Source organism: Arthrobacter sp. D3-16, from assembly GCF_054408515.1.
This window is the reverse complement of record NZ_CP096437.1, coordinates 743,139-759,565: the sequence shown is the minus strand read 5'-3', so window position 1 is coordinate 759,565 and position 16,427 is coordinate 743,139. Positions and strand designations below refer to the sequence as shown.

The 16,427-nt window shown below is 65.5% G+C and carries 15 protein-coding genes; 6 read left to right on the top strand and 9 right to left on the bottom strand.

The features are described from left to right. Window positions 1–42 precede the first annotated feature (42 nt). From uidB to M1D32_RS03665, 8 genes are all read right to left on the bottom strand, one after another. On the bottom strand, window positions 43–1,470 hold the full coding sequence (uidB, locus tag M1D32_RS03700; RefSeq protein WP_458780999.1) for a glucuronide transporter: 1,428 nt from the start codon (window positions 1,468–1,470) through the stop codon (window positions 43–45). Between the two features lie 53 nt (window positions 1,471–1,523). Then, window positions 1,524–3,347, bottom strand: coding sequence for a beta-glucuronidase (gene uidA, locus M1D32_RS03695; protein WP_458780998.1), 1,824 nt, complete (start codon window positions 3,345–3,347; stop codon window positions 1,524–1,526). A 204-nt stretch (window positions 3,348–3,551) separates the two neighbouring features. After that, window positions 3,552–4,973, bottom strand: a complete 1,422-nt coding sequence (locus M1D32_RS03690) for a mannitol dehydrogenase family protein (protein ID WP_458780997.1) — start codon at window positions 4,971–4,973, stop codon at window positions 3,552–3,554. Further along, on the bottom strand, window positions 4,970–6,376 hold the full coding sequence (gene uxaC, locus M1D32_RS03685; protein ID WP_458780996.1) for a glucuronate isomerase: 1,407 nt from the start codon (window positions 6,374–6,376) through the stop codon (window positions 4,970–4,972). The genes M1D32_RS03690 and uxaC overlap by 4 nt, the downstream gene beginning before the upstream one ends. A 76-nt stretch (window positions 6,377–6,452) precedes the next feature. Next, complete coding sequence (locus M1D32_RS03680; RefSeq protein WP_458780995.1) at window positions 6,453–7,514, bottom strand: LacI family DNA-binding transcriptional regulator; 1,062 nt, start codon at window positions 7,512–7,514, stop codon at window positions 6,453–6,455. Between the two features lie 115 nt (window positions 7,515–7,629). Then, entirely contained in the window at window positions 7,630–9,087 is a 1,458-nt protein-coding gene (locus tag M1D32_RS03675; protein ID WP_458780994.1) for an MFS transporter, read from the bottom strand. Between the two features lie 76 nt (window positions 9,088–9,163). Next, window positions 9,164–9,634, bottom strand: coding sequence for a MarR family winged helix-turn-helix transcriptional regulator (locus tag M1D32_RS03670; protein WP_458780993.1), 471 nt, complete (start codon window positions 9,632–9,634; stop codon window positions 9,164–9,166). Window positions 9,635–9,706: 72 nt separating this feature from the next. Next, complete coding sequence (locus M1D32_RS03665) at window positions 9,707–10,051, bottom strand: hypothetical protein (protein ID WP_458780992.1); 345 nt, start codon at window positions 10,049–10,051, stop codon at window positions 9,707–9,709. 236 nt (window positions 10,052–10,287) lie between these two features. On the opposite strand from M1D32_RS03665, the gene M1D32_RS03660 reads away from it, so the two are divergent. The 5 genes from M1D32_RS03660 to M1D32_RS03640 all read left to right on the top strand — a co-directional run bounded on the left by M1D32_RS03660 (window position 10,288) and on the right by M1D32_RS03640 (window position 14,066). Next, complete coding sequence (locus M1D32_RS03660) at window positions 10,288–10,497, top strand: hypothetical protein (protein WP_458782093.1); 210 nt, start codon at window positions 10,288–10,290, stop codon at window positions 10,495–10,497. Between the two features lie 121 nt (window positions 10,498–10,618). Beyond that, window positions 10,619–11,692 (top strand): NAD(P)H-dependent flavin oxidoreductase, encoded by a 1,074-nt coding sequence (locus M1D32_RS03655; RefSeq protein WP_458780991.1) that lies wholly within the window; start codon window positions 10,619–10,621, stop codon window positions 11,690–11,692. Window positions 11,693–11,848: 156 nt separating this feature from the next. Then, a complete protein-coding gene (locus M1D32_RS03650; RefSeq protein ID WP_458780990.1) occupies window positions 11,849–12,472 on the top strand; it encodes a hypothetical protein in 624 nt (207 codons plus the stop codon). 88 nt (window positions 12,473–12,560) lie between these two features. Next, window positions 12,561–13,319, top strand: coding sequence for a YcnI family copper-binding membrane protein (locus M1D32_RS03645; RefSeq protein ID WP_458780989.1), 759 nt, complete (start codon window positions 12,561–12,563; stop codon window positions 13,317–13,319). 138 nt (window positions 13,320–13,457) lie between these two features. Further along, entirely contained in the window at window positions 13,458–14,066 is a 609-nt protein-coding gene (locus M1D32_RS03640) for a DUF4232 domain-containing protein (protein ID WP_458780988.1), read from the top strand. A gap of 163 nt (window positions 14,067–14,229) precedes the next feature. On the opposite strand, the gene M1D32_RS03635 is transcribed toward M1D32_RS03640, so the two are convergent. Next, window positions 14,230–14,700 (bottom strand): DUF4383 domain-containing protein, encoded by a 471-nt coding sequence (locus tag M1D32_RS03635; protein WP_458780987.1) that lies wholly within the window; start codon window positions 14,698–14,700, stop codon window positions 14,230–14,232. Window positions 14,701–14,882: 182 nt separating this feature from the next. Between M1D32_RS03635 and M1D32_RS03630 the strand changes: the two genes are divergently transcribed. Beyond that, on the top strand, window positions 14,883–16,409 hold the full coding sequence (locus M1D32_RS03630) for an FAD-dependent oxidoreductase (RefSeq protein ID WP_458780986.1): 1,527 nt from the start codon (window positions 14,883–14,885) through the stop codon (window positions 16,407–16,409). Window positions 16,410–16,427: the final 18 nt, after the last annotated feature.

Genomic DNA, 16,427 nt, shown 5'->3' with positions numbered 1-16,427 from the left:
TGGCGTAAAGGCCGGGATAAGGGCTGGGTTTGGGGTGGGGACTTACGTGGGGGTGGTCGCGGAGGGTCCTGCCAGGCTCGCCGCGGGTCCGCCGGTAGCAGCGCCGCGGGCAGTACCTCTGGCACTGCCGCCCGTTTCACCAATGGTGCGGCGGGCCCGGATCTCCGCCAGGATCTCGGCGTGCAGGGCGTCGGTGAGCTTGTACTTCGTCATCACCAGCAGTGCCAGCAGTGCCAGGACGGCGGGAATGGCGCCTGCGGCGAGCTGGATTCCGAAGACGGCATCGGCGCTCTGCGTTGCACCGGACTTGTAGCCGCCCAGGGCAAGGGCATATGCGGCGAGAGCGCCGCCCACGGCCTGGCCGGTCTTGCGGGTGAAGGAGAAGAGGGCGTACGTAATGCCTTCAGTGCGGACGCCGGTCTTCCACTCGCCGTACTCCACGGTGTCAGCTTCCAGTGCCCACACCACGATGTTCACAGCCATCACGCCCATCAGGCTAAGGAGGAGCCCGCCAAAACCTATCCACGTCTGGCTGGCCGGGGTGAGGAAGACGATGATTCCGCCGATGGCCGTGACCACGGAGGCGTACACGTAGACGTTCTTCTTGCCGACGGCACGCACCAGCCGCGGCATGATGGCAGCCAGGACGAAGGTAAGGACCAACTGGATGATGGACAGGACCGGGTAGAGGTCCAGCCGGCCCAGCACGTCACGCAGGTAGTACAGCTGGACCGATGTCAGGGCCAGATATCCGGACAGGAAGAGGAAGGAACTCAGGCACAGCATCAGCAGTGGCTTGTTTCCCTTGAGCGTGTCCAGGCTCTGCTTGAGCGTCACATTGGGCACAGCCCGGTGCACGCGTTCCTTCGCCGTGAAGACGGTGAAGAAGTAGAGGGCTGCGCCGATGACCACGAACACCAGCGTGATGGTGGTGAAGGTTGCCTGCAGGTCAGCTCCTGGCTTGATCAGCGGTGCAACGAAGATGCCCAATGATGAACCCACCAGGGCCGCACCCACCATGCGGGCAGATCCCAGTTTCGCCCGCTCTCCCGGGTCCTGCGTCATGGCTCCGGCGAGGGAGCCGTAGGGAATGTTGACCAGGCTGTAGGCCAGGCCCAATGCCGCGTAGGTGACGTAGGCATAGAGCAGGGTCCCGGATTCGCCGATTTGCGGCACGGAGAAGGTTGCAACGCTGAGCAGGAGCAGCGGGATGGAACCAAACATAATGAACGGCCGGAACTTGCCGAACCGCTTGCTGAAGGTACGGTCCACCACGCGGCCGGCGAAAACGTCGGCGAAGGCGTCAAAGATCCGGACGGCCAGCAGCAGGGTTCCTGCGGCAGCGGCGGAGATGCCGGCGACGTCTGTGTAGTAGACCAGCAGGAACATGGTGGCGGTGGTGAAGGCCAGGTTGTTTGCGGCATCGCCGGCGCCATAGCCGGCGATGCTCATCTTGCTCAGCTTCTGCATAATGTGGGCTCCTTTACCCGGTGCCGCCAAAGGACGGCGAAAAAAAGAAAACGTTAGGGGTGGGAAATCGTTTTGGTGCTGCCGTTCTTGACGCCGGCCAAAGCTGTCCACCGCTGGCGCAGCGCAAACGCTGCAGGCTTGGGGCGGCGGTCACGGGTGAACACGCCCTTCTTGTTGCCGTCCACGCGCATAATGCCGTTGGACGTCTGGAAATCGGCGAAGTTCCACACCTGCTCGCCCACCATGGCGTCCACGCGGTCAAAGACCCGGTGGTACATGGCCAGGAAGGCGGCCTGGTATTCCTCGCTCCAGGGTTGCTCGTACACGGAGTGGAATCCGGGCATGGTGTCAGGACCGTACTCGGTCATGATCATGGGCTTGCCGTACTTGGCTTCCCACTGGCGCAGTTCCTTTTCGAGGACTGCTTCCGCGGTCTCCAAATCACCGTTGTGCAGGTACCAGCCGTAGTAGCGGTTCAGCATGATGACGTCAAAGAGGTCGCCGAGCAGTTCCTTGTCCGGGGTATCGAACATAACGTTCACGTAGCCCACGGGACGGGTGGGATCCAGCTCCCGGGTGAGCTGCGCCAGCGGCTCAAAGTATTCGCGGGCGCCCTCCTCCGAACCGTTGGGCTCGTTGGCGATGGACCAGATCACCACCGAGGGGTGATTTTTGTCCCGTGCAATCAGTTCTGCAATGGCCTGCCGGTGATTTGCCGCGGTGTTGGCATCCACCCCGCCCTCCACGTAGGTCTTTTTCGCGATCCCGCCAAAAACCGCGCCGAAACCGAGGTGAAGCCCCACCGCGGCGGTTTCATCGATCACCACGATGCCGTGGCGGTCGGCGAACTCCATCACTTCCTCCGCGTAGGGGTAGTGCGAGGTGCGGAAGGAGTTGGCACCGGTCCATTCCAGGAGCTGGAAGTCGTTGACCATCTGGGCGTCACTGTGACCCTTGCCGTTGGCCACGTGGTCCTCGTGCATACCGAAGCCGGTGAAGTAGAACGGCTGGCCGTTGATAAGGAATTCCTTGCCGCTGACCTCCACCGTGCGGACGCCCACGGGCAGCGTGTAACTGTCGAGCAGCTGCCCGCCGTCCCGGACTTCGGCCGTGAGGCTGTACAGGTAGGCTGCGCCGGGCTGCCACAGGACGACGTCGTTGATCACCAGGGTGCCCTGGCTTCCTTCGCTGCTGGCCACTTCGACGCCGTCTGCATCGCGAAGTGCGACGGCGACAGTTTCGCTTCCGCTGCCTCCCGTCGTCGTAATGGTGTAGTCCACGTTGCCGGTGGCACCTACAAAGCCGGTGATCACGGTGATGTCGTCCACCGTGACGGTGGGGGTGCTGTAGAGCCAGAGGCTGCGGTGCAGGCCGGCGTAGTTGTAGAAATCGTGAAGGTAGCTTTGCTGCCGGCGGCCGTCCTCCGTGACAGTGATGGAGCCCGGCGGGATGGTGGCCTGGGTCAGTTCGTTGTTGACGGATACGGTCAGGCGGAAGGCCTTTCCAGGCGTCACGTGGTCAGTGATGTCTGCACTGAAGGGCATGTAGCCGCCCACGTGCCCGGCTACCAGGACGTCGTCCACCCAGACCATGCCCTCGTGGGTGGCGGAATCGAGGCGGAGGTGGATGCGTTCACCGGCCCAGCCTCGCGGCACCCGCACGTCGCGCTGGTACCAGACATAGCCCACGTGGTCCCTGATGGCCTTGTCCGGGAAGACGTCGTTGTAGCTTGCGGGGACTCCCATTTCGAGCGAAGTCTCCAGCGGCGCCTTGAACCATTCCTCGCGGTGGCCGGCCCGGTCGAAGTCCACCTTGAACCGGTACAGGCCGTCAAGGTTGACGAGTTCGCGGGTTTCATTTGCTTGTGGTTTGAGCATTTGGGAAGTCCTATCGCGTCTTTGCGGGCTGCGCCGGAGAAGAATTTGGGGGGCCGGCGGGGGCGGCCGGGCGTTGTGTTCTGCTTGTAATCCTAGTCACGTGGCAAGCAGATGGCAAGCGGTTGCCAACCATTGATTGAAAATTCAAGGAAAAGGTACTGCCCGGCACGGAACGAGATGCCGGGCAGTCCTGTCCGTGCCGAATCAGGGCGCTACGGAGGACCTGTCAAACGTTCCGGACAGGTTCTCGAGCAGTTCCACCACGGCAGCGTCCTCGGCCAACACAGGGTCGACGACCGCCAATAGTGCGCGGATGCGTTCAGTTCCGGAAAGCCGGTTCGCCGCGGCTACGTCGCCGGCCAACGGGTCCTGGAAGGCAGCAAGCGCGCTGCAGTCGATCCATGCTGAGATCATCAGCGCGGCAGCAGCACCGGACCTGCCGGCGATGCGTTCCGCCTGGAGGACCGGAACGGCGCGCATCCGCAGCTTCGTGCTGCCGTCCATGGCGATCTGTGAGAGGTTGTGGGCAATCCTGGCGTTGCCGAACCGGGCTAGCAGCGCTGCACGGTAGGCGGCGATCTGCAGGTCCCCGGCGGGGAGGTTGGCCTCGGCCTCGTCCCAGAAGGCTTCCACGGCCTGGCGGCACAGCGGGTCAGAGAGCGCCTCAGCCACCGTGCTATGGCCTCGCAGATGCCCGGCGTAGGCCAGCAGGGAATGTGCGCCGTTGAGCAGCCATAGCTTCCGATTCTCATAGGGTTCGATATCGTCCACGAAGAGGGCGCCAGCGTCTTCCCAGCGTGGGCGGCCGGCCGGGAAATCACCGCTCAGCACCCAGCTGGAGAAGGGTTCGGCCACGACGGGTGAGTTATCCCGATAGCCGCAGGCATGCTGGACCTCAGCGATGTCCTCATCCGTGATCCTCGGGGTGATGCGGTCTACGGAGGTGCTGACGAAGCTGACGTTGCCATCGGTCCAGGCGGCGAGCCCGCTATCCAGTGCACGGGCGAATCCGGCCACCGCCTGACGTGCAACGGCCCCGTTGTTGGAAAGGTTGTCGCAGCAGACCACGGCGACGGGCCCGGACCCGGCGTCCCGGCGGGCAGCAAGTGCCAGCACCAGCCGCCCCAGCGGCGTGGCCGGGATTCCACTGCCGGTACCCAGCATCGCAAGGTCGGCGGCGACGTCGGGCGCCGCTGTGTCGAACCTTCCGTCGGCACCCAGTCCGTAGGCCGCTTCGGTGAGGGTCAGTGTGACAACGGCAGTGCCGGGCGCAGCGACCAGATCGGCAAGCCGCTTAACGTCAGCACCGTCCACCGCTTCGACAATGCTGTCAACCACCGTGAAGGAGTCCCCGGCATCTGCGCGTTCCACCAGGGTGTACAGCCCGTCCTGCCCGGCCAGCGTGAGGGCGGCGTCGGGACGGCGGCCGGTAAAGGCGGCAATTCCCCACTCCGCGGCATCCCCTGCCTGCTGGGTGTACCAGGCCTGGTGCGAGCGGTGGAAGGCGCCCAATCCCAGGTGGACAATGCGCACCGGGGCTTTGGGTCCCGGGCGGAGTGTCCGGTCCAGCGGCGGAAAGTCCACGGCGGAGACGGCGGCGGTTGGGACGTGCAGTTTGGGGCTCACAGCTTGAACACCCGCCGGGGGGAGGCATCGACGATGTCCACGATCAGTTCGTGGGCGCGGTCCTCACTGACCCGGTGTTCGGCTACGAGCCGGGCCAGGAAGGAGGCCTCGATGCGGCGGGAGGCGTCGTGCCGGGCGGGGATGGAGCAGAAGGCCCGGGTATCGTCGATGAACCCCGAGGAACGGGAGAAGCCCGCGGTCTCGGTGACGGCGGAGCGGAACCGCAGCATCGCGTCCGGGGCGTCCAGGAACCACCACGGCGCGCCCAGGTAGACGGCCGGGTAGAAGCCGGCCAGCGGGGCGAGTTCGCGGGAGAACACGGTCTCGTCCAGCGTGAAGAGCACCAGGTGGAAGTCCTTTGCGGTGCCGAAGTCCTGCAGGACGGGCCGGATGGCCTCTGTGTAGTTGATCGCGAACGGGATGTCGTGCCCGGTGTCCGCGCCGAAGGCCTGGAATGTGGGCTCGTGGTGGTTGCGGTACGAGCCCGGATGAATGGTCATCACCAGGCCGTCCTCCACGGACATCCGCGCCATCTGGTACATCATGTGGGCTTCGAAGTCCGCGCGGTCCTGCGCCGTTGCCTTGCCGGAGCGGGCACGGTCGAACAGCTTGGCCGCATCAGCAGCGTCCAGCTTGAGCGTCGCCGGGGTCAGCACGCCATGGTCCGCCGAAACGGCCCCATGTTCCACAAAATAGCGACGCCGGTTTTCCAGCGCGGTGAGGTAGGCGCCATAGCCCGTGCCGCCGTCGCCAGCTGCCGCGATGAGCCGGTCCACGTTCTCCAACCACGACGGGTGGGCGACGTTGAGATAGGCGTCGGGGCGGAAGGTGGGCAGGACCCGTCCATGGAAGCTGGGGTCCTGGGCAATGGCCTTGTGGCTTGCCAGCGTGTCCAGGGGATCGTCCGTGGTGGCCAGGACCTCAATATTGAAGTCCTTGAACAGTTCGCAGGGCCGGAAGGCCGGCTCCTGGAGCCTGGCCGAGATGGCGTCGTAGCTGCCATCGGCCGTGTCCTCGCTGAGCTCCCCCTCAAGTCCGAAGACGCTGGAGAACTGCGTGCGGAGCCAGTAACCGGAGGCCGTGCCCTCGAACAGGGGCCAAGCCCTGCAGAACTCACGCCATACCGAACGGCTGTCCGGCTGCGACGTGTTCGATTCCCGGAGCCGGTCCAGCGGGACACCGCTGGCGTGGATCAGCCGGGTGACGTAGTGGTCCGGGCTGACCAGCAGCGCTGCCGGGTCCGGAAAGGGCGTATTCTGCTCGATGACTGCGGCGTCAACGTGCCCGTGCGGGGAAATGATGGGGAGGTCCTGGACGCGCTGCAGGAGCTCCCGGGCAATACGGCGGGTTCCGGGATCAGCGGGCAGGAGCCTGTCTGGGTTGGCGGCAATCGACTGTGACATGAGTCAATCGTCCGGCTTTACCGCCGTTTTTGTCAACCGGTTGCCAAAACTTGCCCGAGCTGTCTCGGAGGCAGGATCAGCCCGCAGCCAGGAGCCGGCCACTGGACCCGCGCAACACCAGTTCGGTTTCCACATGGAGAGTCCCGGCGGGTTCCCCGTTACCGTGCAGCAGATCGAGCAGCCGGATGGCAGCACCGGAGCCGCACTCCCCCAAAGGTGAACGCACGGTCGTCAGTGGCGGAGTGGTGAAATCGGCACCGAAAATGTCATCGAACCCCACAATGCTGATCTGGTCCGGCACCACCATGCCGCCGGCCTGCAGCTCCTGCATCAGCCCAATGGCCAACAGATCGTTGTAGGTCAACACCGCCGTGGCCCCGGTGGCCAGCACGTCGCGCGCCACCTGCCTCCCGCCGTCGACCGTTGGCTTGCTGGACTCCACGCGCACGGCTTCAAGCCGCGACCATTCGCACGCCGCCTGCATCCCTTCCCACCGACGCGCGGACATCCAGGACCGGGCAGGGCCTGCCACGAAGGCAACCCTTTTATGGCCGTTGCCGGCGAGGCTGCGGACTGCTTCACCGATGCCTTTCCGGACATCGGGAATGACGCAGGGAACGCCCTCAACTTCGCGGTTGATCACCACTACGGGTTTATCCAGGGAAAGGGCACGGATATCGTCATCGTCCATGCGCGGGCTGGCAAGGATCAGGCCGTCGGCAGTTGTCAGCATGCGTCGCGCCGCGGTGAGTTCAGTGGCGGCAGACTCAGCGGACTCGGCCAGCACCAGGGTGTAGTCACGCTGGCTGCCGGTGGTTTGGGCGCCGCGGATGATGTCAAAGAAGGTGGGATTGGTGATGTCCGCAACGATCAGCCCGAACGTGTTGGTCCGGCCGGTGGGAAGGGCGCGGGCGAACGGGTTGACCTGGTAGTTCAGCTGGGCCGCGGCGTCCTCAATAAGTTTCTGCGTCTTTGCGCTGACCCTGCCGGGCTTGCTGAGGGCACGGGAAACTGTGGAGGGATTGACGCCGGCCACCTTGGCGATGTCGTAGATGGTGGCGCTGGTTTTCCCGTTCCTGGCGTGCTTCTTCGCCGGGTCCGGGGATGCGGCCGCAGCCGGTGTCTTGGGGTCAGTCACCGCCCCATCCTAACGAGGATAGAACCCAACCGGGCGGTGCCAAGTGTCGTTTTGCCCGCGGAGAACGACACGTGGCACTACCCGGTTGGCCCGAAAGTGGCCAGCGGTTGCCAGCCTAGAGGTGCACGGCCGGAGTGTCCGACGCTGTACCGCTGAAGGTCTTGCGGTTAATGTCGATCAGCAGCACGGCGACTGGAACGATGAGGATGGCAACGCCGGCGGCCCAAAGGAACACCAGGGAGTAGCCCGCTGACAGTGCAGCGGGCCCCGATGCCCCGGCCGCCACTGTGGCGGAGGCTGCGAGGGTACTGAAGAGTGCTATGCCCAGGGAGCCGCCCACCTGCTGCGAGGCATTCACCAGGGCGCTGGCCACGCCGGAATCATCCTTGTCCACGCCAAAAAGGGCGAGGTTCTGCATCGGGACAAACACCAGGCCAAGGCCTGCGCCCAGCAGCAGCAGGGCGGGGAGCATATTGACCAGGTAGGTGCCGTCGGCGCTCACCTGGGTAAGCCACAGCATGGCGGCGGCAATCAGGACCGGTCCGAGGGCAGTCGGAATTTTGGCACCCAGCCGGGGAAGGTTCTTCGCGGCGATACCGGCCGTCACGATGAGGACCACCGTCATGGGCAGCGAGGCTATGCCGGCGACGAAGGGCGCAAACCCCAGGACAATCTGGATGTAGAAGTTGATGAAGAGGATGCCGCCGATCAGCACCGCGCCTGAAAGGAAGGACGCCAGGAACGCCGCTGCCCGGTTGCGCTCAGTGGCCACGCGCAGCGGCAGCAGGGGGTGCTTGGCTTTCTTTTCAACGAGGACGAACAGCACCAGCAGGACTGCGCCGGCCGCAATGAAACCCCATGCCTCCGGACTTCCCCAGCCGTGCTCAGCATTGGTGAAGCCGTACACAAGGGAGCCCAGGCCCAGTGCTGCCAGGATGACGCCGGGCCAGTCGTACTTGGTGGATCCTCCGGCCTTGCTTTCCTGGACCTTTACCCAAACACCGGCCAGCGCGATGGCCGCAATGGGAATGTTGACGAAGAAGCACCAGCGCCAGGAGACGTAGTCGGTGAGGTAGCCGCCCAGGAGCACCCCGATAGCAGCGCCCACGCCACTGATGGAACCGAAGACGGCAAAGGCCGTTCCACGATCCTTGCCGCCGGGAAAGGCCACGGTCAGGAGGGCAAGGGCTGCGGGGGCGAGCAGGGCGGCGAACAGACCCTGCAGGGCACGGGCTCCAATGAGCTCCCAGGCTTCCTGCGCGATCCCGCCCAGGAGTGATGCCACAGCGAACCCTGCAGCGGCGACCATGAAGGTGCGCTTCCGGCCCCAGAAGTCGGCGATGCGCCCGCCCAGAAGCAGGAAGGCACCAAGCGCGAGCGCGTAGGCCGTGACCACCCAGGCGCGGGTGGAATCGCTGATGCCCATCTCGCGCTGCAACTGCGGCAACGCGAGGTTGACGATGGTGCCATCCAGCACCACCATGAGCTGGGCCAGGGCCAGGAAGATCAACGCTCCCCAAGGGGCCCTGGCCGCGGCCAGTGCCGGAGGGGCGGTTGTCAGTTGCGTAGCCATGCTTGGTTCCGTTTCGTTCGTAGTAATACTTATAAAAGTATAACTACTGTCCACAGCCTGTCCCGCGAGATTTCGGTCACTCATTCTCTGCGAGGAAACCTGCCAACCGCTGCAGTGCGGGGAGGCTGGCCGCCAGCTGCTGCTGCTCTCCGGGGAGCAGCTTCGATGCCGAAGCCGCCAGGACCCCGGCCCAGGAGTTTTCAAGAATCGCCCTGATCCGCTGCGATTCCTCGGTGGGATGCAGGGTGACGTAGCGCTTGTCGCTTGGGTCCCTCAACCGGGTGACCAGGTTGGCGGCGACCAGCTCGCGCAGTTGGACGCTGACGTTGCTGAACTGCCGGCCGAGCCTCGCAGCCACCTCGGCCACCGTTATTCCCGGGCTGGCCTCGACGACGCGCAGGATGTCGACCGCTCCATTCGGCAGTGGGCGGACGCCGGTATCCTCGTGCGACTTCCGCCGCACATCGGCAGAGATGTCCAGCAACGCTACGGCGAGCGCCCGATGGTCCACGGCCTCCGCTGAATTCACGCGTTGCTCATTTTCCATTGGCTCATCATAGGCACGGACAGGAAAGCCCCGGCGGCGCCTGCCGCTGGGGCTTCCTTGCAGCTCGTTCCGTTAGAGCCGGTCCGTCTGGTCCTCGCCCTTGTGGCCCGCTCCGCGCAGGTTTTCCTGGACCTTCCCGAACAGATCCTTGATGGTGGATTCGGCGTTGGTAAGGACGTCCACCGGCAAATAGACCTCATGCGAGAGCGGCAGGTCGTATTCATCCTTCAGATGCGTGCCGTTCCCCACGCCCTCCAAGGACAGGTAAACCATCGCCTCGGTCCGGGCGATTCCGGAGATTTTGCCGAACACAACGGTGAACTCGTTCGGCTGGAAGCTGATGGTCTGGCCGATGTGGCTGCGGCCAAGTTCACCGGCGGGAACTGCCTTTTCTTGCTGGCTTCGGGTGTATTCCATAACTACTCCTCAAGGTCGCCGACATCTACGCCTGCAGTCTAGTCTGGTCCCAATCGGCGGGTACACCTCACGGGCAGCCTGGTGGCCGCTTTGGTGGGCTGCACAAAGACCCATCCATCGGCGTGGCCACTCCTCCATTGAGGTGTGCTGCAGCGACCGGTTTGATGAATGGACCGGCACCAATCGGCCGGATTCGTCAAACAAGTGCTCAACTCAAGGAAAGAAGCGTGACTTCGATGGTGAACCGCGTCAAGGGCCCGGCCCGCTGGGAAGAAGTCCAGGTGGGCGAACCAGTGCAACTCAGCAGGAACGGCCGCCAAGTGTATGCCGGGCTGGTGGATGACCGAACGGCGGCCGGAGAGGTGGTCTGGGTCACGGCGACTGTCGGCGGGCGCCGGCTCTTCCACATCTCTGACGGATACGACCTGCTCTCCGCCGAGTCATGACGGAGAGCTGCCCCGACGACTGCCACTTCTGCAGCGGGCCCGAAACTGACTGACTTGGGCGACGCAGGGCGGACTGCAAGACTGGGGTCGAGCCGAGCCACACAACCACCGGGAGCCTGCCATGACCGCCGCACCGTCCCCTTCCGCCTCCGCCAGCAGGGTCACCGGGCTTTTCGGGATTGACGTCCCCGTGGTCCTTGGCCCGTTCGGCGGCGTCTCCTCCGTGCCGCTCACCGCCGCAGTAAGCGACGGCGGCGGGCTGGGTTCGTACGGTTTGTACGGGTACGACGGCGGTGCCATCCGCAGGACGGCAACCGAACTCCGCGAGGCTACAGCGAGGCCCTTTGCCCTTAACTTGTGGGTGCCCACCGGTACCGAAACCACCGCCCTTCCGCAGGAGCAGTTCGACCGGTTCGCGGCTTCGCTGAGGCCCTACTTCGAGGAACTGGGCCTTCCCCTTCCGGACATGCCGGCGCGGTACGTGCCGGACTACGGCGAGCAGGTGCAGGCCACGCTGGAGGTGCGTCCCGCCGTCGTCAGCTTTGTCTTCGGCGTGCCCGCCCCGGATGTTGTGGAGGAGGCGCACCGCCGCGGCATCAAGGTCCTTGGGACCGCCACCACCGTTGCGGAGGCTGTAGCGCTGGAGGCCGGCGGTGTCGACGCCGTGGTGGCCAGCGGCATGGAATCCGGCGGCCACCGCGTGTCCTTCCTGGAGCCCGCGGAAGAATCCCTGGTGGGTACGTTCGCCCTCGTCCCGCAGGTGGCCGACGCCGTGTCCATCCCGGTAATCGCGGCCGGCGGAATTGCCGACCGCCGCGGCTATGCGGCGGCTATGGCCCTGGGTGCTGACGCCGTACAGGTGGGAACGGCGTTCCTGGCCACCCGTGAATCCGCCGCGGTTCCCGCCTACCGCGAGGTGCTGCGAAGCGCCGGCGCGGCACGCACCGCACTGACCCGCGCTTTGAGCGGCCGGCTGGCGCGCGGCATCCCCAACCGCATCATTGCCGAGCTTGAAGAAGCTGGTGCCGTTGCCCCGTTCCCGGTCCAGAACTGGCTCACCGGCCGGTTCCGGCCGGAGGCTGCCGCCAAGGGAAACACGGAGCTGATGTCCCTGTGGGCCGGGCAGTCAGCGCCCCTGCTCAAGCACGACACCGCGGCGGAGGTCCTCGCCGAACTGCTGGCCGGTAGCCGCTGACTGTTTCGATGGGCCGGCTGACGGTACGGCAACGCTGGCCCGTCCTCCCGGCTGGGGGGGCAGCGGCGGATGGTCACCGCTAGAATCTGATCGTCCAGCACCTGGCAGGCTTCGCCCTGCAGCGGTGCCTGGTTCCGTCAACGGGAAGGGAGAGCAGTGCGAACGCACCGTCCTCGCACACCCTTCCACCTCCTCCGCTCGTCGGCGGTGGCCACGGTCATCCTGACGCTGGCCGCCGGCGCCCACCTCGCCGGCGGCGGCGCGCTTCCTGCCCCCGTCATCCTGCTGGCAGTCCTGGCCCTGACTGGCCTCGCCAGTACCACCGCCACCCGCCTTCAGCTGGGACTTCCGGCCATGGCCGCCCTCCTGGCTGGAGGGCAACTGGCACTGCACGGCCTGTTCACGGCTGTCGGTCCTTCCGCGGCAGGCAGGGCACCAACCGGGGCTGCCCCTCATGCCGGCCACCTTCCCGGCACCGACATCATTACTCCAGCCGCCCACCTCGCTGGTACCGAAGCTGGATCGGGACCCCTGATGCTGGCCGCGCACGCCCTGGCGACGCTGGGCTGTGCGGTCCTCCTCGCCAGGGGTGAGGCAGCCCTCTGGGCACTGGCCGCCTGGCTCCGGCCGCTGTCCGCCCTCCCCCGCGCGGTGGTGCCCGACGTCGTCCCGCAACTTTTGGCGGCCTTCCCCACCGCTGCCGCGCCGCTGCGCCTTTGGCGGAACCTCCGGCAGGACAGCCGACGCGGCCCGCCTTCCGCCGTCGTGCCCTCCCGCTAGAACCGCCGCCCCTCCCACGGGCGGCGGCACCCGATACTCTTTGCGCGCCCGGGTCCACGGACCCCGGCGCGCGCCAGAAAGGCACACCATGAAACCCTCAGCTCTTCGCCGTACCCTGCAAACTGCCGCTGCAGCCGGAGGTGCGGCAGCCCTGCTGCTCACCGCTGCTGGTGGAGCCTCGGCCCACGTCGGCGTCACGCCGGACAAAACAGCCGCCGGCTCCTACGCCCTGCTCACGTTCGGCATCCCGCATGGCTGCGACACGTCGGGCACCACCAAGGTGGCCATCACGCTGCCCCAGGAACTGAACGATGCCCAGCCCACGGTCAACCCCAACTGGACAGCGGAGAAAGTGACCGAGCAGCTCGCCGAGCCAAAGAAACTCGCCGACGGCACCGCCATCACCAAGCGGACCAGCCACATTGTCTATACCGCCAAAAGTCCACTGCCCCATGAGCTGCGCGACGTACTGGTACTTTCGGTAAAACTCCCTGATACGGCCGGCGCCACGCTCTATTTCCCCACCCTCCAGACCTGTGAGACGGGGCAGACGGACTGGTCGGAGATTGCCAGGGACGGCCAGGACCCGCACTCCCTGGAGGCACCTGCGCCTTCGATAACGGTCACCGAAGCTGCCGGCACCGCCGGGCACGGCGAAGCCGCCGCCACGGCCTCCCACAGCACTGCATCCCCTTCCACCGAACAGGCGTCAGTGACGGACAGCGGAGCCGACGCCCGCAGCTGGGCCGGACTGGCCGCGGGGGTCGGGGGCCTGGTGCTCGGCGGCGCGGCGTTCCTGCGCAGCGGTGCGCGACGGAACACTCCGGCGGAGACACCAGCGAAGTAGGGACAAACCTTTGATGCCCGGATCATCACGATCCGGGCATCAAAGTGCGCACGGCCTCGTGGCATCATTGACGCGGCCCAACAGTGCCGCAAAGGTGGTGCCATGAGGTCTCAGCGAATTTCACATGGGTTGGCCATAATGACGGCGGCCGCGGCGGCGGCACTGATGCTCAGCGGGTGCGGTCCCAGCGGGCCGCAAGCGCAGGCGACGACGGCACCCGGTTCCGGCTCTGCCAGCCCGGACGCAACGTCCGCAGCGCCGGTAACGCCTGAAACGTCGTCGGGAATGCCCACCGCAGCTGCTCCGGCTACCGCTGTGCCGGGGGCACCGGCCCTTTGCAAGGCGGCCGGTCTCTCCGCCGCCACGGATGCATCAGGGGGTGGAGCAGCGGGAAGCGTCTTTATGAAACTCAACCTCACCAACACAGGATCGGAAAGCTGTGTCCTTCGCGGTTTTGCCGGCGTATCCCTGGCTGCCGATGCTGCCGGTGCCCCTATCGGTGCCCCGGCCGTCCGTGATGAAGCCACCGCACCAACCGAGGTCCTGCTCGCCCCCGGCCAGACAGGCTCGGCCGTCCTGCGTTACACCCAGGCCGGAAACTACCCGGACTGCGCCATGGTCGATGCCGCCGGCTACCGCATCTACCCTCCTGAGGACACTGCATCCCTGTTCCTGCCCCAGCCCACCAAGGCCTGCAGCAACGCGGAAATTACGCTGCTGACCATTGGGGCCTTCCAGCCCGAGTAGGCGCACTCCCGGGGCGGTCCCCCCGTCCTCTTTCGGGTTTCGCTTCTCCCGCTCAGGACCTGCATCGTAGCCGCAAACAATTGCAGGCGGTCCGGCAATGTGCCCGGCCCGCCTGCAGTTGCATTCCGCCCGTGGGACGTTTATCGATGTGTCTGTGAGGCACCTAGTGTGCGGTGGTGGTGCGCCCGGCGCGGGCGGTGCCGCGGGAAAGGGCAACGCCCAGGCCGATCATGCCGACACCGAGGACAAAGTGCAGCCAGTTGTCCGCAGTGTTAACCGGGACGAAGTTCGCGGCCGTGTCGAGCCCGATCAGCAGGCCGTAAAGCCAAAGGACCAGGTAAACGGCGCCACCAACGAGCAGGTAGTTCCTTGACTGTGCAGCGCTGCGGGCCATGGCGATGCCGGCCGCCCCGAACAGGAGGTGGACGATGTTGTGCAGAATTGACACCTGGAAGATGCCCAGGAGCAGGGCCTCGGATTCATGCCCTGCGAAGCCCATGGTCTCGTAGTTGGAGGTGATACCCGGGATGAAGCCCAGGACGCCCACCAGGAGGAACACTGCGCCCACGGCAAGGGCTGCTTTTTGGATGTTTGTACGGCCTACGCTGCGACCGTCGGAACTCATGCTTGTCATGATTACTCCTGCTGTTGTCGTTCACGTTCACATCATGGCTGCCGGGTTGCGCCTGAACCATAGACTTAAACACCGACATCATAAGTATACTTAGCAACTAAGCCACGCATAGATCAGGATCTATAACAGACACATCACAAACGGCCCGGCAGGGCCAGGACCAAAAGGCAGGCTGAACTGGGATGACGTCGATTTGGTTGGACCGCGCGGAGACATTCACTTCCGATCCCTTCGAGCCCGGAAGCAGCTATGACACCGTGGTGGCGGGCGCCGGACTCACCGGCCTGGTGACCGCACTCCTGCTGGCCCGCTCGGGGCAGACGGTCCTGGTCCTCGAGGCACGGCACCCAGGTGCTGTGACCACCGGGAACACCACCGCCAAAGTGACACTGCTGCAGGGAACCTTCCTTGCCCAACTGGCACGCCAGTACTCCCAAAAACAGGTCCAGGCATACGTGGACGGCAACCTCGAAGGCCAGGCCTGGCTCCTGCGGTACATGGAAGAGCACAAAGTTCCGTTCCAGACCCGTGACGCCTACACCTACGCGACTTCAGCCCAGGGCACGGAAAAGCTCCGGGAAGAGGTCAGTGCCGGCACCACCGCCGGCCTGGACATGGAATACGTACGCGACCCCGGGCTGCCGTTTCCCGTCCAGGGAGCGGTGCGGCTGGCAAACCAGGCACAGATCAACCCCATGGAAGTGTTGGACACGCTGGTGTCAGACATCCGCAACCGCGGCGGATCCGTGGTGGGCGGCGTTCGGCTGCAGGACGTCACGGGGGGTGGGCCCGCCACCATCCACACCGACCACGGCACGGTCACCGCGAACGAGGTAGTGCTTGCCACCGGCATTCCCGTCCTGGACCGCGGGCTCTACTTCGCCAAGCTGAAGCCAAGCCGTTCCTATGCGGCGGCGCTTCAGCTGCAGGAGGACCAGGCTCCTCCCCCGGGGATGTACCTCTCGGTGGAGCAGCCCACGCACTCCCTGCGGGATTACGAAGTGGACGGCCGCCGGCTGCTCCTGGTGGGCGGGCACGGCCACCATGTGGGCCGGGCACGGTCCGAAAAACACCACCTGGGCAGTCTCGTGGACTGGGCCGTGCAGCAGTACCCCGGCTCGGTGGTGACCCACACCTGGTCCGCGCAGGACTACATGCCCGTCAACCTCATGCCTTTCTTCGGCAAGCTTCCCAGGGGCAAGGGCCACGTCTACTTCGGCACCGGCTACAACAAATGGGGCATGACCAATGCTGTGGCTGCCGCCGTGGGGATTTCCGCCGATATCCTTGGCGGCCATGTGCCCTGGGCCAACACCATCCACCGCCGTGTCAGCTCGCCGGCGGCCGCAGCATCTGCGGTTTCCCTCAATGCGGGGGTGGCAGCCAAGCTTGCGGCGGGCTGGGGGCAGCTGGCTGCCGAAGGGTTGAGGAAAGGCAAGGAACAGCCGGCTGCCGAGCCGGCCCCCGTTGTTCCGGCCGAAGGCGAAGGCAAGGTCTACCGTGAGGGAACAAAAGCGGTTGCCGTCTCCACCGTCAACGGCACCACGTGCAAGCTGTCCGCTGTCTGCACGCACATGGGCGGCATCGTGCACTGGAATGACAGCGAGCTGACGTGGGACTGCCCGCTCCACGGCTCCCGCTTCACCAATGAAGGGCAACTCCTGGAGGGTCCCGCCACCAAGAACCTCCCCCGCGCAGGAAAGGCTTGAGCCGGTACCAGGGGGAAG

Coding starts and splice junctions, on each gene's coding strand:
- uxaC (WP_458780996.1), bottom strand. CDS start 6,376: ATGTCACAGTCGATTGCCGCCAACCCAGACAGGCTCCTGCCCGCTGAT.
- M1D32_RS03640 (WP_458780988.1), top strand. CDS start 13,458: ATGACGGCGGCCGCGGCGGCGGCACTGATGCTCAGCGGGTGCGGTCCC.
- uidA (WP_458780998.1), bottom strand. CDS start 3,347: ATGCTCAAACCACAAGCAAATGAAACCCGCGAACTCGTCAACCTTGAC.
- M1D32_RS03645 (WP_458780989.1), top strand. CDS start 12,561: ATGAAACCCTCAGCTCTTCGCCGTACCCTGCAAACTGCCGCTGCAGCC.
- M1D32_RS03635 (WP_458780987.1), bottom strand. CDS start 14,700: ATGACAAGCATGAGTTCCGACGGTCGCAGCGTAGGCCGTACAAACATC.
- M1D32_RS03630 (WP_458780986.1), top strand. CDS start 14,883: ATGACGTCGATTTGGTTGGACCGCGCGGAGACATTCACTTCCGATCCC.
- uidB (WP_458780999.1), bottom strand. CDS start 1,470: ATGCAGAAGCTGAGCAAGATGAGCATCGCCGGCTATGGCGCCGGCGAT.
- M1D32_RS03665 (WP_458780992.1), bottom strand. CDS start 10,051: ATGGAATACACCCGAAGCCAGCAAGAAAAGGCAGTTCCCGCCGGTGAA.
- M1D32_RS03675 (WP_458780994.1), bottom strand. CDS start 9,087: ATGGCTACGCAACTGACAACCGCCCCTCCGGCACTGGCCGCGGCCAGG.
- M1D32_RS03655 (WP_458780991.1), top strand. CDS start 10,619: ATGACCGCCGCACCGTCCCCTTCCGCCTCCGCCAGCAGGGTCACCGGG.
- M1D32_RS03670 (WP_458780993.1), bottom strand. CDS start 9,634: ATGGAAAATGAGCAACGCGTGAATTCAGCGGAGGCCGTGGACCATCGG.
- M1D32_RS03660 (WP_458782093.1), top strand. CDS start 10,288: ATGGTGAACCGCGTCAAGGGCCCGGCCCGCTGGGAAGAAGTCCAGGTG.